We start from the raw sequence: 22069 nt of genomic DNA, 5'->3' as shown, positions 1-22069 counted from the left end.
TAGTAGAGGTTATGCTTGATAAGAAAACAAATCTCCTGAAAAATCCCTAGTGTTATACGAAAATGATGTCTTCCATAAATAACCAGCAACTGTATAGCTTGAAAATATGCATTGGGTTTGCTTAGCAAAATCCTTTAGGAATGCTTGCAAAACGATTGTTTCGTTAAGGTTGCTCTATGTCTTGATTACTTAGTACAAAGTGTATTTTTCTTGTACTGCTACTAGTGTTCACCGATAGACTGTTTACCTTTATGTATAAATAGATCAGACGGGAGCGAATGAGTTCGTTGTGCCTACAATGTAAGAGTGTGTTTCGTGATACTGCTAGACATCTATTTTAACCCCCTTCATTTTCCTGAAAAAATACATCAAATGCTATTCGCTATGGTCGATAAAAATGAAAAGTGTTATAGGAGGGGAAGAATGGAAATTAGGCTTTTAACAGCAGCAGATGCTGAGGTATATCGTCATTTGAGATTAGAGGGACTACAAATGAATCCGGAGGCATTTGGTTCTAGCTTTGAAGAGGAAAAGGATATGGGGCTTGCCTTATTTGCAAGTAGACTCGAGGGTCAGGAATCGTTTACATTCGGGGCATTTGAACAGAATGATTTGCTGGGCGTTGCGACATTGGTACAGGAAAATAAAATGAAGCTAAAGCATAAAGCGAACATTTTTGCCGTTTATGTTTCTCCAAAAAAGCGAGGGCTTGGCTTAGGTAAACATTTAATGTTAGCCGTCATTAATCAAGCAAAGGTATTAGCGGTCGTTGAGCAGATCAATTTAACGGTTGTGTCTTCCAATGATTCAGCAAAAGGGCTATATAAATCGCTAGGCTTTCAGGTGTTTGGAACAGAAAAGCGTGCGTTAAAAATAGGACAGCAATATGTTGATGAAGATTATATGGTGCTGTACATCTAGTAAAAAAAGAAATGCCTTTGAAGTCAGCCTTCAAAGGCTATAAATTTTTATGGTGAACTCCAATGGAACAATGAAAATAATGCAATGACTAAAGTAATACCAGCCATAACAAGTATAAGTAAAGTGCTAACAATGGGCACTTTCTTTTTAAGTAGCCATATACTCAACACAATAATAATAATTGATAAGGGGAGTGTTAGCCAAAATCCTAGATTACCTAAGTATTCGATTTGAATGGCGAATGAATCGTAAAAGTAATTATAGGAAATGCCAAGCATGATAAAAAGGGTCATGACAATATTCGGTGACAGCATGTTATTGTGATTCATAAAATCCCCTCCCATCTAAAAAGTATTTGTTCTTACACATATTGTATGAATTTGCACGGTTAAGTCACACGGCAGCATTCCTTTTAAAGAGTGCTGCCGTAAATTTTTTTAGGCTGATTATTGCTCCATTTTATCTAATAATCTCAAGATGACCGCTTCTAAAACCTCTATTTTCTTTTCGAATCGCACAAAGAGATAGATGGTAATGGCAATAGGGAAACCAGAGTTTCCAATTAAGCTAACCCATATTTGAATCGTTTCAGGTGTAATCATGACATCTTCCTCCTTCAATATTGTTGTGCCTTACAATGATTAAAGTGAATTGCTGCACCATAAAATCAATATAAATTAATCTTAAATAGAACATTTGTTCTGTTTTTGGTTTATAATAGAGAGAGGATATTCACTTTATTTAGCAAGAAGACGGATAGATAGGAGTGATAATAATGTGTAATGAGTATCAAAAAATAGAGGCGTTTTTTCGCAGGAATATAGAGCAGATTAAAAATCCAATTATTAGAAGTTTTTTAGCTGATGCTAAAAATCTTTATTTGGTTCAAAATGCCATTTTATATCCAACCGATTGTAATAGGAAAATGGTTGATGAAATTTTTCAAACTCACTATATAAGGGTTCGAAAAATAACATATGTCAGCAGTTTAATTTATTTCTTCAGCTTGGATTTTGATAAAAAAAGGAGAAGATTGCAAAACCGCTTCTTATTAATCGTAGATAATGACCTATTTGAGACTGAGTGTACTAGAGGAGACGTAAGAATTGAGGGAGGATTATTGGATATGGTTGAAAACGAACAGCTCTTTAAAGCTTTAAAAACATTAACGGGCAAGCAACTTCAAATTTTAGAGCTGATTTATGTCAAAGATTGTACGATTAAAGTAATAGCAGAAACATTACACACATCACCTCAAAATATATCCAATCTACATCGAAAGGCATTAAAGAAACTTCAGCAGATGCTTAAAAAAGGGGAGAGATAATCAATGGAAAACAACTACAATGAGGAGACGCTAATAATCATTGAGAACTTCATGCCAAAAATTAAGCAGTGTCTTCATCAAACAAGTTATCAGGACAGAGAGGATCTGGAACAGGAGATCAAATTAAAAATTATTGAAAAAATGGCGACAAAAGAATTTAAGGACACACCTGGATTTTGGGATTTCTTTACATGAAACAAAAGAAAAGAGCAATTTTCCTTTTTAATGGGATAATTGCTCTTTTGAAGCATTAACCTTTTAAGAAGTCTGGTTTAGCAAAGCTTGGGTTTGGATATGTGTAGAAGCCTTCGCCAGTTGCACGACCAAGTTTACCTTTTTCAATGTACTCTGTTTTTAATAGGTTAGCTAATTTTTTCATGTTTTCATCGTCAGTAGCACTTGCTTTCGCTTCCACAATGTTATAGGCTGTGTTAATGCCGACGATGTCTAGGATAGCAAATGGCCCAAGTGGAGCACCAGTACCAATCATCCATGTTTTATCAATCGTTTCTGGATCAGCTACTTCCTTTACAAGCAAAGATTCAGCTGCATCTAAAAATGGCACAAGCAATGAGTTTAAAATATAGCCAGGTTGTTCTTTATATAATGGTAGAGGTACCATGCCGATTGCACGTGCAAATTCTACAACCTCATCAAATACTGTCATATCTGTACCAGGATGTTTCATAATTTCAGCTGTATTGTTTTTCCAAATAGTATTTGCAAAGTGGAGAGCTAAAAATTTCTCAGGGCGTCCAGTTGCCTCAGCAAATTGACTAGGTAATAAAGTAGACGAGTTTGTTGCAAAGATTGTTTTTGCTGGTGCTACTTTGCCTAGATTTGTGTAAAACTCAGTTTTGATGCTCACAACCTCAGGAATTGCTTCAATTACAAGGTCTGCATTCGCAACAGCTTGAGCTAAGTCACTATTAAAAGTAAGACGTGCATAAGCAGCATCTACTTCTTCTTGTGTTGCACCTAGGTCTTGTTGATACAAGGGTTTTAAATTTGTAATGCGATCCTGTGCATTTCTTAGAGCCTCGTCATTAATGTCGTAAACGGTTACATTAAAACCTTTGAAAGCAGATTGGTAAGCAATTTGACTTCCTAATACACCGCTACCTGCAACCGTAATGTTTTGATAATTCATCGAAATTCCTCCTTTGAAATTGTTACATTAATATAATAGTGTGGATAGGTAGATAATCCTTCGTTACAATTCCATACTACTTCTAACCTTCAATAAAAATCAAATGATAGACTCTAATATTATAGAGATATAAAGATTTATGTGATGTTCCTTATCAAGTATGTACCCAATAATAAAGAAATATAACGTTAAAAAGAACAGCTTTTAAGCTGTCCTCCATGTTAAAGATAATTCACTGTAGTAAACATGCCCCCAATACCAGGTGCGCCATTGTTTGTAACATGATGGGGCATATGGCAATGGATGGGCCAGATACCAGGGTTATTAGCCGTAAAGCTTATATCCCATGTTTCACCAGAGGCAACAAGAATGGTGTTTTTAGCAATTTGTGTGTGGCTAGCGATAGGAAAACCATCTGCCCCAACGACATGGAATTGGTGACCGTGTAAATGGATGGGATGGTGATGCATTTGGATGTTGCCAAAACGAATTTTTACAGTATCACCCAAATGTACGGCTAATGGCTTTGTGAAAGGATAGCATTTGCCATTGATCGTGAAGAAATTAAATTCAGGCTTAATAAAGTTTAAAGGATACGTACCTTTTGTAAGCTTCCCCCAGGATAATTGATCGACAGCCCATTCTTGTAATAGGCATAGATAATCCTTGTGCTGAGAAATGTTTTGTAAGCATGGGTCTTCAACGATAAATCCGCCTAAAAGGCCAGCATTATCTTGCACAGCGACATTCACATGCGAATGATACATATATGTTCCGGGAGGGTTTTTAATTGTAAAATGATAATCGAAATAATGCCCTGGCTCGATAAAAGGTGACGGTTCAATGGGAGGAACACCATCCATTGTGTTCGGGACAAGTAAGCCGTGCCAATGTACACTAGTTTTTTCAGGTAGTCGATTAATGACACGAATACATATATGATCCCCCGGATAAACACGAATGGTTGGCCCAGGTGTGGAACCGTTGTAGCCCCACGCCTGAATGAAGATTCCATCGACAAGCTCCCACGTTATTTCTTCTGCAATCAAAGTGAAAAACTTCGTACCATTTACTTGCGTGACATAGGGTAAATCTTTAATACCAGGGGTGATAACCATTAAGAAGCCTCCTGTAAGCATGATTTTCTATTGTATGTTTGTCGTTGTTAAATTTAGGACATGTGAGGCGGATGGTTTCAATAGCATCTATGACTAGAAACACACATAAAAATCATGCTAGTAATTAATATAAGGCGGTAATATTATTAAATTTTTTTAGAAATAATAAAAAATTACCTTGTCGCTTAATTGAATACATGCCGAAATAAAAAGGGAAGTAGTAAAATTTTAGTATGTAATAAATAGGTCTTTCTTATAATTATTGAATTATTTACATATTTTTATAGATTTACTAAGTCCTGTTTTAGTACACTTGGTGTATGAATTGAAGGAGGAAGAACGATGAAAAAAGTAATGTTAGCTGGTGCACTAAGTATTGCATGTTTAACAGGAGGATTTGGTGGACAGGCACAGGCACAGGAAACTGTAAATGTGGCAAATATTATCCATCCAAAGCAGGCTGTTGCAGCTACTAGTCAATTACAGGCAATGTCCTATCAAGATATTTATAAAATGCTATTGCTATCTAAAATAGGCTTTGAGAATGATGAAGTCTCGATTGTTACAACGAAAAATAGTATTACAGTAAAAATTTCGTTAGAGTCGATTCTTCAATCCTACAAGGATGGTACAAACCTATATCCAGAGGGAGAAAAAGAATTTAAAGAAAACTACGAAGAGCTTAAAAAGTTATTCGGTAATGCGATTCAAATAAAAATTACGCAAACTGGCAATGGTTTTAAGAGTGAAGTTTATACAGCAGGGAAATGGGAAGCTGTTAGCACAGAGGATTTAAATGATATGGTTCAAGTATTTGCTCGTGCAGATGTTGAGTTAAAGCCAGGTGGTTATTTTAAGGATGCCATTGGTCATTGGGCTGAGAGCTATATCCAATTGCTATATCAAGCTGATATTATCACGGGTACATCTGCCACAACTTTTAATCCGAATGGACAAGTAACTAGAGGAGAATTAGCGGCCATTATTTTCCGAGCATCTGGCTTAAATGTAAATGAAGATTATGAGGGACCAGCTACTTATACGGACCTGAATGGATTCTGGGGTGCAAAGGAAGTAGCGATTCTAGAAGAGTATGGCTTAATTGATATTTTTAATGGTGAAAAATTTGAGCCGAAAAAGCCTGTTACACGCGAGGAAATGGCATACATTACTGCTAGATATTTAGAAAGTATGGAAGTTAATGTTTCACAAGTGAGCACAACTAATACTTTCACAGATAAAAATCAAATGCGTAAAGAAACAGTAGAAGCTATTGGTCTCTTACAGCATTTAGGAATTTTAAATGGCACGAATGGGAAGTTTAACCCGAAAGGAAATCTGACTCGTGCAGAGGTTTCTAAAATTTTAACGCTTACTTTAATGCTACTAAGTGAAGAAGAATAATGAAAAAGGATGTCTCTAATATTAGAGACACCCTTTTTTTACTCCACAAGTATATGGAAAATATAGCTGAGGAAATAGCCTAAAAAGAGGTAGATAAAAAATGATTTAAATGAGACTTTCTGTAGCTGATGCAAAATAAATTCAGAAATACTAGCCGTGGCAATTAATCCTATCGATATCCCCATTAAGACCCCTTGTGCTTTCTCCGGTAAAGACCAGTATTGTCCAAACCAAATAAAGATACTAAAGAAAATAGAGAAGATAAAGAAATAAATGAAAAGTCTCCATAGCTTTTCCCCCTGAGAAATAAGTGCGGTTGAAAGAGCAAAGCCTTCTGGAACATGATGAAGAATAATAGAGGCTGTGAGCGAAATACTTAAGGCAGCATTTCCAAGTAAGTTTCCAACAGTGAGACTAATAGGGATTGTATGGATAATCATAGCAAGAGTTAGGAGAGAAACCGATGGATTTTGTGTATGTGAAGCATGAAATAGGGTGTCTAGTAGTTGAAAGATGAAATAACCGATAAAAATGCCTAGTATAATACCGAATGATTGATAGATTTGAAATGAAGAAGGGATGATATCTAGCACAAGTATGCCTACTAGAAAGCCCCCACATAATAATGATAATCCCTGTGTCGTATGCTGAAATAGCTTAGAGAAAATCCAGGCAATCGCACCCCCAATGCTCACACTGAAAAATAGAAATCCGCCAAGTATCATTGCACTCACCTGTAAAGTTCCTCCGCCCTATCATAAACTTGAATGTCATTTTTCCAAATATATGCTAATTGGACATGAATATGCTTGCAAGAATGTATCTAGAAAGCGGTGGATAATTTCATAATGTAGGAAAATAGCGAATTCATTCAATTGACTGAATATTAGTTTAATTTTATACTTTTTAATAGAAAGACCAGATTCATCGATTAAGCTCATATAGGGAGGAATGGTTGAATGAAATGGGATGCAAGTTATGATGTAGTTGTAGTAGGATCAGGTGCAGCAGGATTGACAGCAGGTTTAACAGCAAAATTACAAGGATTGAAATCATTAGTGATTGAAAAAACAGATCGCTACGGCGGTGCTTCTGCTATTTCAGGCGGTGCCTTATGGATTCCGAATAATCATGTCATTAAAGGCGCAGGTGTTCCAGATACACATGAGCTTGCACGCCAATATTTAGATTCAACAATCGGTGATCGTGTGCCAGAAGCGTTAAAGGAAGCTTATATTACGAGAGGACCTGAAATGTTACGCTTTTTATACAATAAAACTAAGCATATGCGCTTCCAGTATGCAAAAGGCTACTCGGATTATTATCCTGAAAAACCCGGTGGCTTGTCACAGGGACGTTCCATTGAACCACTGATTTTCGATTTAACGAAAATGGGTTCTTTAGCGAATACTATGCGTCGGGCAACACTATCAACAAAAGGCTTTACGATGAATAGTTACGAGTTTCATAAGGTGAATATGATTACACGAACGTTGCAAGGAAAAACGACTGCACTGAAATTAGGGGCGCGTTTAGTAAAATCAAAGGTGACAAAGAGTGACCCAGTAGCTTTAGGCGAGGCTTTAGTGGCACGTTTGCGGCTCTCTCTTGCGGAGGCAAATGGCGAGCTTTGGCTATCAACTGCCTTTAAAGATTTCATTATGGACAAGGGACGAGTGATTGGCATCGTTGTGGAACGTGATGGGCAAGAGCAGCGCATTGAGGCAAAGAAGGGTGTTGTTCTTTCATCAGGTGGCTTTTCACATAATCAGGCACTCCGCGAAAAGTATTTACCTAGCCCAACGAATGCTGCGTGGACTTCTTCACCAGAAGGGCAGACAGGCGACATCATTGAACCTGGCGTGAAAATTGGCGCTACGTTAGATTTAATGGATAAAGTGTGGGGAGCGCCTTCTGTTATTGATCCGCAAGGGCAACCATTCTTCCTAGTGGCAGATCGCGGTGTACCGAATATGATGGTAGTGGATAGCACAGGGCAACGTTTTGTTAATGAAGCGGCACCCTATCATGAATTTGTAGAGAGGATGTACAAGCATCAAGAAGCAACAGAGCAGGCTGTTCCTTCCTGGATATTGATTGATGCCTCTGCTAAAAGCCGTTATATTTTTACAGGGTTGTTTCCAGGACAAGCCTTCCCGAAAAGTTGGTATGATCATGGCATCGTGAAAAGTGCGGAGACGATTGAAGAGCTTGCCAGAGAAATGGATGTGCCAGCTGAGAGACTAGTAGCGACGGTAGATCGTTTTAATGACTTTGCACGGAACGGTCATGATGATGATTTTTATCGAGGAGATAGCGCCTATGATAATTACTATGGGGACCCGACATTACCAAATCCAAATTTGGCAGAGATAAAGAAAGCCCCGTTCTATGCATTGCGTTTATATCCAGGAGATATTGGTACAAAAGGCGGTTTAGTTGTGGACGAATATGCTCGGGTGATTAAGAAAGATGGTGAACCAATCGAAGGTTTATATGCTTCTGGCAATTGTTCAGCGTCTATTATGGGAGAAACATATCCCGGACCAGGAGCGACCATTGGACCTGGTATGACTTTAAGCTATGTGGCGACAACATATATGGCCAAGGGAGTAGCAAAAGAAGAGGCATCACTTGTAAATGTATAAATTGGACGGAACCCTTCCAGCACGCTGATGAGGAAGGGTTTTTACATTGGGGAAATGTTCTAACACTTTCTTGCTAGGAATATAGTGGCTACTAAATGTATGGCGATGAAAACGGAAAAAGGAGCGATTTAGTACGTTGCTAGCTTATAGACTCATCACGGACATTGAAACATTAGAGCCCTATAGAAGTACTTGGTCAGGAATACTTGAACGAGAGCATAATAATAATCCTTTTATTGAATACGAATGGATCTCAACGTGGTGGACAACACTAGGGGCTCATGACAATGTAGAGATTTATGTAGTCGAAAATGAAGGCATGGCCATTGCTTTTTTTCCGTTCATTCATTCTATGAGGTATGGAATCCATCATTTTAGCTTTATAGGACAAGGATTTGCGACCTATATGGAAGTCATAGCAGAAAAGCGATGGCTAGAGCAGGCAATTGCTTATTTAATAAAGGAGTTTAGCCAAAAATATAAGCGTTATTTGTTAGTATTTCATGGCTTGTTAGAAAGTAAAATTACCTCGCAAGCGCTTGAAAAGTATGCCATAGAATACCAGATGCCTTATTCTATATTTCGAACAGTAACATCCTATATAGATTTTCAATCGATCTCATTGGATGAGTTTTTGAAAAAGCACCGGAAAAAATTCAAAGGCTTGAAGCGTCGTGAACATAAATTAAGGTCACTTGGTCAAGTAGTCTTTCAAAGTGTGAAGCACAATCATATACAGGATATGTTTACGTTATTTACAAGAAGATGGCAAAAGAAAATTGATAAAAGTGGTTTTACAGCAAAGCAAACTCGCTTATTTTATGAACGATTAGCCAAAACGAACAGCAAGGTATTACGAGTAGAAGTAGATCATTTGCAATTTGAAGGGCAGTGGATTGCTTTTACCATTGATCTATGCTGTAGAGAGCGTAACTTCTGTCAGGCAATGGGACATGAGCCTGATTTCAATCTATTTGGTCCTGGTCGCATCATAGAAAAAGAAAATATGTTAAAAGCCCATGACTCTGGCTATCGTTATTATGACTTAGGAAGTGGCTATGAGCCATATAAGTTTGAATGGTATACACATATTGATTTCACAAGGAAGTTTGTCATGAGTACAAAAGGGGTCAAAGAGCGTGTTATTCGAACATGGATGGTATTTCGTGATCGCCTGAAAGGTCTATTAACGAATAATCATCAACTAGTGAAATTGAAGAGAGATCGACTAGGGGAACTGCGTTATTTTGTGAAGAATGCCAGTGCAAAAAATTGGTTAAAGGCTTTAACAAGCAGACTCCAACGAATTCTAGCCATTCATATATTAGACGTTTATATCGCAGAGCAAAATCAAGCAAAAGAATTAGTAAACTTTCAAGAGATAACAATGAAGGATATCATGACGCTGAATGAGCGAGCACATTATGTTGCTAGTTTCTATAAGGGCTATCGGCTGTTTGGGGAAAACAATCAAGTTTTATATAGGAGACACGATAAAATAGCAATTGAAGAAATGCTTGACTATTCTTATGAGCTGCCAGAAAATATGTCCTTTATCAGGGAATATGATAGCCAGCGACTAGCTGACATTGTGGCTGATGTGCAGCGTGAAGGGAGATCGGTTTGTACAATCGCTTCATGGTATGATGGACACAGGCGGCGCAAGCTTCAGTATGCTGGGTTCCATAAGGTAGCCAAAATTCACATTGTGAAGTTGTTCAAATGGCGAAAAATATATCAATTCTAAAAAATAACACCCTCAGCAAAAAAGCTGAGGGTGTTTCATTAAAAATGGATACCAGGTTTATCGATTAGTTTACAGCCTGTACCATATTTTGCTTTTAACGCACCTTTGAAATGAGTGTGCTCAAGTTCAGGGAATGTTTGCTTCCAAAGCTCAAAGACATTATGACTGGATGCTTTGCCATCCTTCGTTAGTCGTGCAATATGGAAGCCGTATTCGTCATTACAACGAGCTAAAGGACGATTTTCACGGACCGTTAAAATGCGACCACTCACAGTCATTTCATATAGCCCTTCATAGCCAGCAATAGCACGGCTTTCTTCTGTTCCTTCAGCTACAGTTTCTTCCTTTTCTATCGCTGGTGCTCCTTTTTCTTCTGTTGCTGCCTGTTGATTAGAAGTTTGCGTTTCCTCATTACCGCTTGCTGCTGGAAGTTGTTCAACAATGACAAAATCTTTATTAGAAGCTTTATCGCTCATTGTCGCCATAACGTTCATAATAGAACCAACATAACGTAAAGGTTTATCTCGACCTTCTTCAAAGACAAAAATATTATATTCGGTTTTATTGATCTTTTTCATAATAATATTGCCTGTTGTAATTGTAAAACCGATAAACTTATTCTTTTTTAGTGCTTGTATTGCTTCTTGCTTTGTTAAAATCATTTGAAAATCTCCTAAATAATTATTTATTCTATTCTACCATAAAAATTATCATCTTGTTTTTCGTAAAATTATGGATTATTTTGTTCGTTAAAGGAAAACATCCCTATTTTCTCAAATTCAATAATGGTACGATGAAGAAATAAAACGTCTCCAAAGAGGAGTCGAGCATCAATAGAGATTATTTAGTAGGGAGTGTTGATAGGTTGATCAATGTGCTAGGGGGCATCGGTTTATTTTTACTTGGGATGACGATGTTAACTAACGGTTTGAAGGAATTGGCAGGAGATGCCTTGAAAAAATGGCTAAATCGTTTTACAGGTGGGACCATTAGCTCGGTATTATCAGGAACATTGATGACGATGCTAGTGCAATCCTCCACTGCCACTACCTTGATTACCATTGGTTTTGTCAGTGCGGGTCTCCTCACGTTTGTCCAATCAATTGGTGTCATTGTTGGCGCCAATATTGGGAGTACAAGTACTGGTTGGATTATTTCACTAATCGGCTTCAAAATTAATATGCAGACAATGTCACTGCCTTTCATTGCCCTTGGTGTGTTTGTGCAATTGCTTGCTCCTCGTGATTACAAAGCAGTTGGTGGGCTAGTTACTGGCTTTGGATTATTATTCTTAGGTATTGATGTCCTGCAGGGAGGAATGGCAGCTGTACAGGATAAAATTCCATTCGATGCATTTAGTGCAAATTCTATTAGTGGAATACTAATTTTAATTGTTTTAGGTCTTATTATGACAGTTATTATGCAGGCTTCTAGTGCCGCAATCGCCGCCACTTTAACAGCTTTATATGCAGGCGCTATTGATTTTGAACAGGCAGCTTATTTAGTTATTGGCCAAAATATTGGTACGACTGCTACAGCATTATTTGCTGCAATTGGTGCATCAACAGCTGCTAAACGAACAGCCGTGACACATGTATTGTTCAACGTAGTAACGGCTATTCTAGTAACATTTGGTGCAACGTTTATGTTCACTCTAACCGAATTTGTCACGAAATCCATCAATGGTAGCTTCGATGAAACATTAGGCATTGCTGTTTTCCATACATTATTTAGTGTCATCGGAGCCATTCTTTTTGTGCCTTTTGTACGCCCTTTCGCAAAGGCTATTGAAAAAATGATTCCTGAAAAAGGAAATCATTTAACACGGAATTTAGATGATAGTGTAGCTAAATTACCAGGGGTAGCTGTAGAAGTATCCTTCAATACGTTACAGGACATTACCAAGGAATTGACGACTGTCATTGTTATCCTTATACAAGGGAAAAAACGAACAGCCGAAATAGACAGTCAATTAGCTCAAATTGATGAGGCGATTGAAAAAACACGTTTATTTATGGATGCTATACAATCTTCTTCGCAAAAGGAACGTTCTAAGCATATAGCACTTTTACATGCTTTAGATCATTTGTACCGTCTATCTAAGGCATTACGTGAGCAGAACCCTAATGCCTTCCAATTACAGGTGACGTTAACTCAAAAATGGTTAGAGGTATTGGAAAAAGTTCTATTGATTATCGATGAGGATGAGCGTTTACCTGAGATTGCAACTCTGCTTGAGGTTACATCCTCCGAAATGGCGGCAGTTCGACGTGACAAACGAAATGCGTACTTCGAGCATACTGTTGAAAATGTGGTAGAGTTAGAGACAGCCGTATCGAAAGTGGAGGCTTTACTGTGGCTTGATCGCCTTATTTATCACTATTGGCGTACAACGGCTCGCCTTGCTGAGTATCAAACCGTAACTAAAAAAGGTCGTCATGTTGAGGCAGAAAAAAACACAGCAATAGTTGAATAAAAGGAATACTCATCTCCAGAAGGAGGATATAGAATGGTTCAGCATCAATTTACAATGGATTTAACATGGGCAGAGGGAAGAGATGGTACAGGGAACATCAAAGCAAGCAATTTGCAAACAGAAATTTCTATTCCTCAGGAAATGAATGGACCTGGCATTGGGACAAATCCTGATGAAATGCTGTTAGGGGCAGCGGCAACGTGTTATTTAATTACATTAGCAGCCCTCCTTGAAAGATCAGAAATTGAGGTGCAGCAATTATCCATGCAAGCGCATGGGTTTGTCAGTGTAGAAAATGGTGTATTTACTTATGAGAAAATTGTGCATAACCCAAGGATTGTTGTCCAAGCATTATCAGAACAACTTGCAAAAAGAGTGGAACGTTTAGCACAAAAGGCGGAACAAACGTGTATGATTAGTAAAGCGTTAAAAGGTAACGTTATGATTGAATGTGATGTTCAAATTTTGGAAGCAAGCATATAATAAGGCAAAAAGAGTTATTCAGCATAGGTCGCTGATATAACTCTTTTTTTTATAAAAGGAGGCACTTTTTTTTAATAGTTCTAGAAATGTTCAAAATGAATATATAGTGATAAGTGCTAAAAAAATGCAAAGGATGATGTATTGCACGTTCAGACAGCTCAGAATCTCACATTCTATGGTCAGTACGGCAAAAGAATATTTGATATAGTTGGAGCATTATTTTTACTTTTCATGACAATCCCTCTTATGCTAATAGTATTCCTCATTTTACTCATGACGACAGGTCGCCCTATTTTCTTTAAACAAATAAGAACTGGCCTCGATCATCACCGCTTTGTGATTTGGAAGCTACGAACCATGTGTATTCAAGCAATTCCAGTGAATATGCCTGCTATTTGTGCTGACGGTATCCCTGATGATTATTATTTTAAAACAGAGCAAGATACACGGATTACAAAAGTGGGTGCTATCCTTCGAAAGCTCAGTATTGATGAAATTCCACAACTTTTAAATGTGTTAAAGGGTGAGATGAGCATTGTCGGACCACGCCCAGAGGTTCCCACCATTACAAATGCGTATAACCCGCTACAGGCCAGGCGTCTGAAGGTAAAACCCGGCTTAACGGGTCTTGCCCAAATTAACGGTAGGTCGAATATTTCACATGGGCAAAAAATTTCTTATGATGTTGAATACGTTGAAAATTATTCCTTTTGGATGGATGTTCAAATTGTGTTGAAGACACTTTATGTCGTAGTAGCAAGAACAGGTGCCTATTAAAGAAATAAGGAGTGGCTAGACTGAAGATTGTTCAGCTTATTACACGAATGGATAAAGTGGGAGGAGCACAAAAGCATGTGGAGGCACTTGCTATCCAGCTCAAACAAGATGGGCATGAAGTCACTGTCGTGACAGGTTCCTATCAGCCCTCATTATGGTGCTTACAAGAACAACAAATTCCAGTGATCACCATCCCTACCTTGCAAAGAAATATTCATGTAACGAAAGACTTTCAAACATTTTGGCAATTAAGAGCAATCTTCAAACGAATACAACCTGATGTTGTAGCCACCCATTCATCTAAGGCAGGTGTAATAGGTCGTGTCGTTGGCAGTTTACTACGTATCCCAACTGTTTTTACTGCACATAGCTGGAGTTTTACAGAAGGTGTTCCCCGCAAGAAAAAGCTACTCTATCATCGGGTGGAAAAATCGGTTCAGCCATTCACAACAAAAATAATTACAGTATCTGAATATGATCGGGAACTAGCCCTCTTGGAAAAGGTTGCGCCCGCTCATAAATTGCTGACCATCCATAATGGAATTGATCGAATTGAGAGAAGCAAGGCAACTGAAAAGACATTCGTGGAGCAGCCAATCATTATCATGGTTGCTCGTTTTGAAGTGCCAAAAAGACAGGATATTTTACTAAAGGCATTAGCAGAGCTCACAGATCTATCTTGGCATCTTCAATTAATTGGGGATGGCTCTTTACGTCCAGCTCTTGAGGGTTTCGTTGTTCAGCATGGTTTAACGAATCGTGTAACCTTTTTAGGCAATCAATTAGACGTTCATTCATATCTAGAGAAGAGCCATGTATTTGTATTGTTGTCAGATTGGGAAGGCTTGCCGATTTCTATCATTGAAGCAATGCGTGTAGGTCTTCCAATTATTGCAACAAATGTAGGTGGTGTGAACGAACTTATTGCAGATAAGGATAATGGATTTTTAGTAGGGCGAGAAGAATATGAATTATTGAAGAAGAGGCTTCGTACATTGTTAATGGATACTATTTTAAGGCAACAAATGGGGAATGCAAGTGAACGTCGTTACTTGCAGGATTTCACGTTTATCCCCATGTATCAAAAAACAGTAACAGTGTATCAACAGGCTGTTTCAGAACTTGTGAAGAAAGGGGATTAAATTGCAATTAATTCGCATTAGAACAGATGATGAGCTTATGTGGTACAAGGAAATTTGGGATGCCATTTTAGAAGCAGAGGACAATGATAACCCGTTTATAGAATTTGCTTGGTTTTATAATTGGTGGCAAATTGTAGGGCGTAAAGAACGAGTTGAGCTTTACGCCATTGAACATGACGGGACAATCATTGCGTTTTTCCCCTTTAAGGTATCTGTTCGATGGGGGATAAGAGTGTATGCCTTTGCAGGTGAAAATATTGCTAACTATACAGGGGTTGTTGCCAAACATCAATGGTTACCACAAGCAACGACCTTCGTATTTGATGAACTGATTAAGAAGCATCGGCATATTGTTTTTTCACTGCATGGCTTATTAGAAAGTAAAGTGTCTACAAAAGTCGTGGAGCAATACTTTGTAGAGCGACAATTACGTACAAGTATTTTCCGTGTTGTGACACCCTATCTCGCCTTTTCAGAAGTAGATTTTCAGCATCATTTCCAGCAACGGCGAAAAATGCATGGTGTTGATCGTCGCGAACGAAAGCTCCGAAATTTAGGCTCCTTAACAAGGCGTGAGCCATCACAGGACGAGCTTTGGCAAATGTTTCGGTTGTTTGATAGACGCTGGGCAAAGAAGCTAGATACAAGTGATTTTACAAAGGGCAAGAAAAGAGATTTTTTTGAGCGTCTTACAATGCTAAAAGGAGAGGCATTACAGGTGGAGGTCGATGCACTTGTTTTTGAAAACCAGTGGATTGCTTTCACCTATGGTCTTGGCTGTCGTGGTCGTTATGTAACTTATGCTCTGGCACATGAGCCAACCTTCAATTTATTTGGTGCTGGTCGTATAGTCAATCAGGAAACCATTCAGCGAACGTTTGCAGCAAACTATAACTTATTTGATATGAGCATTGGCTATGAGCCTTATAAATTTGATTGGCGTTCTAGCATTGATTTTACGAGGCATATGCTTGCTAGCAGTGGTACGAAACGTACAAATCTATTGGCAGGTTTTTTGACGCTAAAGGAACGGCTCAAAGAACACGTAAAGGGCAATCAACGAATTGTGGACTGGAAGCGTAATACACTGGGCTATTTACGTTATTTAGTAAAGTATGGAAAGATAAAAGATTGGCTAGAATATGGACAACAATTCGTAGAAAAATGTATTCGTTTGAAACAAGTGGAGCTGTATGAATTATCCCCATTAGAGGACGTATCGCCACAGCAGCCTGTAGGTAATTTATTTGAAGAAATGTCCATTCAGGAAGCGATGCAGCTTGATCAGGAAGAAGTCATTGCTCTTTATTATAAGGGCTATAAGATCTATAAAGACTCCTTTGCGGAAACGAATAAGCCAGCCTTTGCGTTACATGCCTCCAATTGGCGTGTAGATTCAATGAAAATTGTAGAAGCCTTACCGAAGGAAACCTATTTTTTAGCCTATGATGTTTTCAAACAAATCGATATTATTACAGCGTATTTCCGAAAAATAAAACCAGCACAAACATTGTGGGTAACAGCAAGCTTTTGGCAATGGCGGAAACGTAAACGTTTAGTACAGCTAGGCTATAAACCTATTTCTCGAATGAAACATTATAAAATCGCTCGTTTTGAGCGACAGCGTGTAGAAAAATATACAGAGAGTGGGGGCGATGTTCATTCTGTCCATTAAAAGTAAGCGATGGAATATCGCAATGCAGCATTTTTATTTTTTAGAAAAACCAGCGAATTTTCGAAAATCAATGAAAGTCGTAGGGTATACACATTCATTGGTACCTAGTCGAAAGCTTGTAAAAAGTGAAACGATTCACATTCATTTGCAAGAACATGAGCTATCATTGTATTTAGCGCTTTCTGAAGGCAATCGCAAAATTTTACGACGTGCCCAAAAGGAATCTTATCAAGTCATTTTGTATAAAGAGCCATCCCTGGAGAACTTACGAGCCTTTCAGCAATTTTATAATCATTTTGCAAAAAGAAAAAAGCTTGAAGCGATTGGCAAGTCGCAAATGGAAACTATTATGCTCCTCAACGAACAGGGGGCATTATTATTATCTGAGATCCAAAGTATTTGTGGACAAACATTGTGCTATCGATTAGATATTGTACATGAGAAAAAAGCGATGTCCTATTATGTGGCAACTTGTCATGCATCAGCTATGTCTGCTCATTTAAAACGCCCAATCCGTTATGCTAATCGTTTTTTAATCTGGCATAACCTACTGCATCTAAAAGCACAAGGGTTTGTTTTATATGATATGGGTGAGTTAACGGACAATCGAAATGTACGAGCCTTTAAATTAAGCTTTGGAGGCAAGCTTGTCCATGTTTACTCAGGCTATATTACTCAATCCAAAATACGTGCACTGTTACTAGGTGTGCAAAAATGGAGGAAGTAGTTACATGAATGGTGGGGGTCTCGTTATTTCATTAGATTTTGAGCTGAATTGGGGTGTCCATGATGTATTTCGATATGGACAATATAATAAGAACCTTTATGGTGTACGGAAAGCCCTGCCCAGGATACTAGCGTTATTTGAGCAATATGACATACATGCGACTTGGGCTACAGTCGGATTATTGTTTGCAGAATCAAAGGCAGAAATGGCTCATTATTTACGAGGTATCCCTGTGAAATATGATAACATGCGCTTTGCGGCGCATAGCCAGCTAGCAAAAGTAGGCGAAAATGAACAAGAGGATCTCTTGCATTTTGGGAAATCATTAATTGAGGAGATTAAACGTACACCACATCAGGAAATAGGAAGTCATACCTTTTCTCATTTCTATTGCTTAGAGAATGGTCAAACAGAAGCAGCCTTTTGCGCAGACTTACATGCGACAAAAACGATTAGTGAGGGGTATGTTGCTCCGATGAAATCCATAGTCTTTCCCCGTAATCAAGTAAACAAAGATTATTTAGCAGCATGTTTAGAAGCGGGCTATGTTTGCTACAGAGGTACCGAAAATCATGTTCTGTATGATGCCCAAAAGTTTACGAAAAAGGGGAGACTTTTGGGTGCCAAAAAGTGGCTAGATAGCTATTGGAATCTAACTGGTCATCATATGGCTACACTGGAGGATATGCAAGAGGACCAACTAATTAATATTCGATCAAGTGCCTTTTTAAGACCTTATTGTAGTCCGTTACGTGTATTCGAGGGTTTAAAAGTAAATCGCATAAAGGAAGGCATGCTCGAAGCTGCTCAGGCACAAGCATTTTATCATTTATGGTGGCATCCTCATAATTTTGGCAAACATCTTGATAAAAATTTAGCTATGCTAGAAGAGCTATTAAGTTATTTTCAGACCTTGCGCAGTCAATACGATTTTCAAAGTTACTCCATGTATGAAGTAGCAGAACTTTGTGAAAGCCGTTCTAAACAGCAGAAGTAGAGGATTCGAATGCTTTTATTAAAAGTGGAGAATTTTTGGAAACAGGGTTGGGGGTTCACATCTTCTTTACCACGGTGGCTTGCTCATGAAAGTGGTCCAATAGCTCTCGAGGTGAGAAAGCCGCTTATAAAGAAGAGCAAGCGTTCTAAAATAGTGGTAACTCTCGTGAAAGACACCAACTCAGGACGAAAAACAAATATTTATTCCTATAAAATGGGCAGAGCAAACTGATTTCTAGTTTGCTCTTTTGTTGTATAAGGAGAAAATTTAAAAGAAAAGAGGAAAAAAGAAAAACAGTGACGAAGTTGAATGTACGAATGGTACTATTACTATAGAGGATATATGTTAAGACTTTTTAGGGAGAGCATAAGTTCGTATAGGTCAATTTAACTTGAATAGAAAAGATATAAAGGTGGTAGATGAATATGTTTATACAACCAGAATGCCAATGGAAGCAAGAAAATGGATCAGCGATGCATCAGTGGATAAAGCAGCAGCTAAATCCGAACCCGAATGATGTGGATATTGTCGTATATGGTGCTCTTTTATCGTATGCCAGTGGAGCCTCAACAAAAGCGCAATACCCAACAGCATTTCGGAAAGCTTGGCCAAGCTTTCAATCGTATAATTTAGATGAGCAGATAAATTTACGTGCGCTATCAGTCGTTGATATAGGAGATGTGGCGATTCATGAACAAGATAGAATGCTTTCAGAATCGGCCATCGAGGCGGCAGCGGAAAATTTAAGTATCGCCTTTCAAAAAAGCTTTACTTGTTTGATTGGAGGCGATCATGCCATTACAGCATGCTCACTAAAAGGCATAAAGAATGCTTTTCCACAAGATCGGATTGGCATTATTCAAATTGATACGCATCTAGATGCAAGAAATCAAGAGGAGGTTGGTTTAGCGCAAGATTCGCCAATCCATCAGTTAATGGCAGCAGGGGTTGTGGAGGGGAAACATGTGTATAATGTCGGTCTGCATGGCTTTTTTAATTCTCCTGAAATGATTCATTATGCAAGAGAGCAAGGGATTCATATGATTACGTTAAAGCAAATGCGACGTGATGGTATTCAGCTCACAATCCGCGAAATGCTACGTCAGCTTATGTATGAGGTAGATCGCATTTATGTTTCCGTTGATTTAGATGCTCTTGATATTATGTTTGCGCGCGATGTTCCGGCAGCAACACCAGGTGGTTTAACGGCCTATGAATTGTTTGATATTCTTAAACTAATTGGTGAAAATGAAGGGGTTCGTCATATTGATTTTGTTTACGCCGACCCGAAGGAAGGAGTGCTGCGTCCAGAAACTGTTAAGATTGGAGTGACAGCTTTTTTACAATGGTTAACAGGGATTCAACTGGATCACCGCAATCGCATCTCGAAAAAAGGGAAGGTTATGTTGTAAAGTAAGCGTATTTCCGTGTATTAACAATGCTGATTATTGAAAGTTTGCTATAATGTTTAAGTAGAAAACAATAATAGATACAAACTTTGTATTGTAATAGAGAGGAAATATAGCATGACAACAAAACCAAAACTATTGATTATTGACGGGATGGCACTGTTATTCCGGTCATTTTTCGCTTCCGCTGCAATGGGGCATTTTATTCGTCTGGCAGATGGAACACCGACTAATGGAGCCCAAGGATTTGTGCGACATGTGTTAACGGCACAATCGATCATGAAGCCAACGCATATGGCTGTTTGCTGGGATATGGGGGCACATACATTCCGCAATGATTTATATGATGGCTATAAAGCGAATCGCCCAGCACCACCAGAGGAAATGCTCCCTCAATTTGATATGGCGAAAAATTTATCACAGCAAATTGGCTGGCAAAATTTCGGAGTGAAGGGCATGGAGGCTGATGATTTAATTGGCTCGATGATTACCAAATGGCAGGAACAGGCAGATATTACTGTCATTAGTGGTGATAAAGACTTGCTTCAGCTTTTAAGACCATCTACAGAAATTGCTTTTATGAAAAAAGGCTACACAGAATACGATATTTATACACATGCTCGCTTTAAAGAAGAATATAGTATTGAACCAACACAGTTTGCACAGGTTAAAGCCTTTATGGGTGATACAAGTGATGGCTATCCAGGTGTGAAGGGGATTGGTCCTAAGCAAGCACTAACGTTAATCCAAACATATGGCTCGATTGACAAAATTTTAGCGTCGCTCGGTGAATTAAAGCCAGGGCAACGGACAAAAATTCAAGAGAATTTGAACATGCTGAAATTATCCCATGAGCTTGCAACAATTCAAACGAATGTTCCAATTGATGCCGATTTTACAAGCCTTATGTTACCAAACTATGAACCGCAAATTTTTAAAGAGATAGAAGAGAGTGGCTACACGCTAATTGCAAAGCATGCACGCTCATTATATTCCCTTATTTAATGGATCATCACAGAGTATAGCAATATGCTCTGTTTTTTTATGAGAAATGAGTGGAGAGAGCAAATAAGGACGTTTCATTATTTGCCCTACTGAGGTGTTATTTTAACGAACGATAATACTTTGTCATTGTCTTTGTAGAGAGCCTGCCGAATTTGACTGTCACGTTGTGGCCCACCATTATCATGAAATATTAACGATAACGTATCATTTTTTATGGTATAGCCAATAAGCGGTACCCAATGGTAGGCAAAGGTTGATTTTTTATTCTGCCACTGTAGGCTAAAATAGCGGTCAAAACGCATAGCAACAGGGCGACCTGCGTCAATTTCTTGTAAAGCTTCTTTTAGTGAACAAGTTCGAATATCCCAGGTGGGTTGCAGTTCGCGGAGGTTGTGAATCAGTCGCCATTTAAACAAACCAATTTTTGTGCCACCAAGCTGTCGATAAAGCTTATTAATAGAAGGAGCTGAACTGTTCAAATAGTTTAAAATGACGTAAATCGTAGTGGGCCCACAGGCAGAATTTCGATAGCTTGGTGCAATGGATGCATCATATTGTGATGTTCCATATAAAGCCAATTGTTGGTGCATCATGTTTCCCTTCCAAAAAGAGCTGCATTTCAAGAAGAAATGCAGCTCTTTATTCATTATTATTGTGCAGCTAAAAATTCTGTTACTTGCTGAGGTGTTTTGGCATTGGCACTGTGTAAGTGTGCAAGTTTTTCACCGTTTTGGAAAATCAATAAGCTTGGGATTCCCATAACATCATATTTGTCAGCGATTTCTGGAAGCTCATCACGATTTAGCTCATACCAATCATATTGGTTGTACTCTTCAATGATTGGATCGATGAACATATTCATGCGTGTGCAATCTGGGCACCAGCCAGCGTAAAATTTCACTAGCACCTTTTGGTCACCAGCGATTAGTTCATTAAATTGTTCTGCAGTAGTAATTGTTTTCATCAGTATTCACTCTCCTTGCTTTTCATTCTACACATTTTTCTCTCAACCTGAAAGTTTTCTGTTTGGCTGTTTTGAGCGCTACATATTGTCTGCTTTTAG

Annotated in this window: 23 protein-coding genes; 15 read left to right on the top strand and 8 right to left on the bottom strand. The window is 38.4% G+C overall.

Translation table 11 applies throughout. The features are described from left to right. Nucleotides 1-423: 423 nt before the first annotated feature. Nucleotides 424-921 (top strand): GNAT family N-acetyltransferase, encoded by a 498-nt coding sequence (locus NV349_RS18385; protein ID WP_036122871.1) that lies wholly within the window; start codon nt 424-426, stop codon nt 919-921. Between the two features lie 47 nt (nt 922-968). Here the strand turns inward: NV349_RS18385 and NV349_RS18380 are convergent, their stop codons facing one another. Together NV349_RS18380 and NV349_RS18375 are read right to left on the bottom strand one after the other, a co-directional pair. Further along, entirely contained in the window at nt 969-1250 is a 282-nt protein-coding gene (locus NV349_RS18380; protein WP_231745100.1) for a hypothetical protein, read from the bottom strand. Nucleotides 1251-1367: 117 nt separating this feature from the next. Continuing rightward, a complete protein-coding gene (locus NV349_RS18375; protein WP_080717074.1) occupies nt 1368-1523 on the bottom strand; it encodes a YvrJ family protein in 156 nt (51 codons plus the stop codon). Nucleotides 1524-1696: 173 nt separating this feature from the next. Between NV349_RS18375 and NV349_RS18370 the strand changes: the two genes are divergently transcribed. Both NV349_RS18370 and NV349_RS18365 read left to right on the top strand, forming a co-directional pair. After that, nucleotides 1697-2248: a sigma-70 family RNA polymerase sigma factor gene (locus tag NV349_RS18370; protein WP_036122868.1), complete on the top strand. Its 552-nt coding sequence runs from the start codon at nt 1697-1699 to the stop codon at nt 2246-2248. A 3-nt stretch (nt 2249-2251) separates the two neighbouring features. After that, nucleotides 2252-2443: a hypothetical protein gene (locus NV349_RS18365; RefSeq protein WP_058844808.1), complete on the top strand. Its 192-nt coding sequence runs from the start codon at nt 2252-2254 to the stop codon at nt 2441-2443. 55 nt (nt 2444-2498) lie between these two features. Here the strand turns inward: NV349_RS18365 and NV349_RS18360 are convergent, their stop codons facing one another. Together NV349_RS18360 and NV349_RS18355 are read right to left on the bottom strand one after the other, a co-directional pair. Further along, complete coding sequence (locus tag NV349_RS18360) at nt 2499-3398, bottom strand: 3-hydroxyacyl-CoA dehydrogenase (protein ID WP_089934116.1); 900 nt, start codon at nt 3396-3398, stop codon at nt 2499-2501. Between the two features lie 221 nt (nt 3399-3619). After that, nucleotides 3620-4516, bottom strand: a complete 897-nt coding sequence (locus NV349_RS18355) for a copper oxidase (RefSeq protein WP_271910826.1) — start codon at nt 4514-4516, stop codon at nt 3620-3622. Between the two features lie 342 nt (nt 4517-4858). On the opposite strand from NV349_RS18355, the gene NV349_RS18350 reads away from it, so the two are divergent. Beyond that, entirely contained in the window at nt 4859-5920 is a 1062-nt protein-coding gene (locus NV349_RS18350) for an S-layer homology domain-containing protein (protein ID WP_036122855.1), read from the top strand. A gap of 38 nt (nt 5921-5958) precedes the next feature. Here the strand turns inward: NV349_RS18350 and NV349_RS18345 are convergent, their stop codons facing one another. Next, complete coding sequence (locus NV349_RS18345) at nt 5959-6645, bottom strand: ZIP family metal transporter (protein ID WP_230593770.1); 687 nt, start codon at nt 6643-6645, stop codon at nt 5959-5961. 234 nt (nt 6646-6879) lie between these two features. Between NV349_RS18345 and NV349_RS18340 the strand changes: the two genes are divergently transcribed. Both NV349_RS18340 and NV349_RS18335 read left to right on the top strand, forming a co-directional pair. Beyond that, the gene (locus NV349_RS18340; RefSeq protein ID WP_271910824.1) at nt 6880-8568 is read left to right on the top strand and encodes an FAD-dependent oxidoreductase; all 1689 of its coding nucleotides are present in this window, start codon (nt 6880-6882) and stop codon (nt 8566-8568) included. A 136-nt stretch (nt 8569-8704) separates the two neighbouring features. After that, entirely contained in the window at nt 8705-10315 is a 1611-nt protein-coding gene (locus tag NV349_RS18335) for a GNAT family N-acetyltransferase (protein WP_271910823.1), read from the top strand. A gap of 38 nt (nt 10316-10353) precedes the next feature. Here the strand turns inward: NV349_RS18335 and NV349_RS18330 are convergent, their stop codons facing one another. Next, nucleotides 10354-10977 (bottom strand): 3-ketosteroid-delta-1-dehydrogenase, encoded by a 624-nt coding sequence (locus tag NV349_RS18330; RefSeq protein WP_271910822.1) that lies wholly within the window; start codon nt 10975-10977, stop codon nt 10354-10356. A gap of 212 nt (nt 10978-11189) precedes the next feature. Between NV349_RS18330 and NV349_RS18325 the strand changes: the two genes are divergently transcribed. From NV349_RS18325 to NV349_RS18285, 9 genes are all read left to right on the top strand, one after another. Beyond that, nucleotides 11190-12791, top strand: a complete 1602-nt coding sequence (locus NV349_RS18325) for a Na/Pi cotransporter family protein (protein ID WP_271913621.1) — start codon at nt 11190-11192, stop codon at nt 12789-12791. A gap of 33 nt (nt 12792-12824) precedes the next feature. Beyond that, nucleotides 12825-13274, top strand: a complete 450-nt coding sequence (locus tag NV349_RS18320) for an SACOL1771 family peroxiredoxin (RefSeq protein WP_271910821.1) — start codon at nt 12825-12827, stop codon at nt 13272-13274. Nucleotides 13275-13415: 141 nt separating this feature from the next. After that, nucleotides 13416-14051 carry a sugar transferase gene (locus tag NV349_RS18315; protein ID WP_036119603.1) on the top strand — a complete coding sequence of 212 codons (636 nt, stop codon included), beginning with the start codon at nt 13416-13418 and terminating at the stop codon, nt 14049-14051. Between the two features lie 11 nt (nt 14052-14062). After that, nucleotides 14063-15193, top strand: coding sequence for a glycosyltransferase family 4 protein (locus NV349_RS18310; RefSeq protein ID WP_170829883.1), 1131 nt, complete (start codon nt 14063-14065; stop codon nt 15191-15193). Between the two features lies 1 nt (nt 15194). After that, nucleotides 15195-16868, top strand: a complete 1674-nt coding sequence (locus NV349_RS18305; RefSeq protein WP_271910820.1) for a GNAT family N-acetyltransferase — start codon at nt 15195-15197, stop codon at nt 16866-16868. Next, on the top strand, nt 16849-17595 hold the full coding sequence (locus tag NV349_RS18300) for a hypothetical protein (RefSeq protein WP_271910819.1): 747 nt from the start codon (nt 16849-16851) through the stop codon (nt 17593-17595). The genes NV349_RS18305 and NV349_RS18300 overlap by 20 nt, the downstream gene beginning before the upstream one ends. Nucleotides 17596-17599: 4 nt before the next feature. Further along, on the top strand, nt 17600-18592 hold the full coding sequence (locus NV349_RS18295) for a polysaccharide deacetylase family protein (protein ID WP_036119612.1): 993 nt from the start codon (nt 17600-17602) through the stop codon (nt 18590-18592). A gap of 419 nt (nt 18593-19011) precedes the next feature. Further along, the gene (locus tag NV349_RS18290; protein ID WP_334312329.1) at nt 19012-20004 is read left to right on the top strand and encodes an agmatinase family protein; all 993 of its coding nucleotides are present in this window, start codon (nt 19012-19014) and stop codon (nt 20002-20004) included. Nucleotides 20005-20118: 114 nt separating this feature from the next. Then, a complete protein-coding gene (locus tag NV349_RS18285; protein ID WP_271910815.1) occupies nt 20119-21006 on the top strand; it encodes a 5'-3' exonuclease in 888 nt (295 codons plus the stop codon). An 86-nt stretch (nt 21007-21092) separates the two neighbouring features. On the opposite strand, the gene NV349_RS18280 is transcribed toward NV349_RS18285, so the two are convergent. Beyond that, nucleotides 21093-21596, bottom strand: a complete 504-nt coding sequence (locus NV349_RS18280; protein ID WP_271913619.1) for a C39 family peptidase — start codon at nt 21594-21596, stop codon at nt 21093-21095. Between the two features lie 59 nt (nt 21597-21655). Beyond that, a complete protein-coding gene (locus NV349_RS18275; protein WP_036119622.1) occupies nt 21656-21970 on the bottom strand; it encodes a thioredoxin family protein in 315 nt (104 codons plus the stop codon). Between the last annotated feature and the right edge of the window lie 99 nt (nt 21971-22069).

Source organism: Lysinibacillus sp. OF-1 (assembly GCF_028356935.1).
Taxonomy (GTDB): Bacteria; Bacillota; Bacilli; order Bacillales_A; family Planococcaceae; genus Lysinibacillus; species Lysinibacillus fusiformis_D.
Note: the sequence above shows the minus strand (reverse complement) of the source record. Positions and strands in the feature narration are given on the sequence as shown.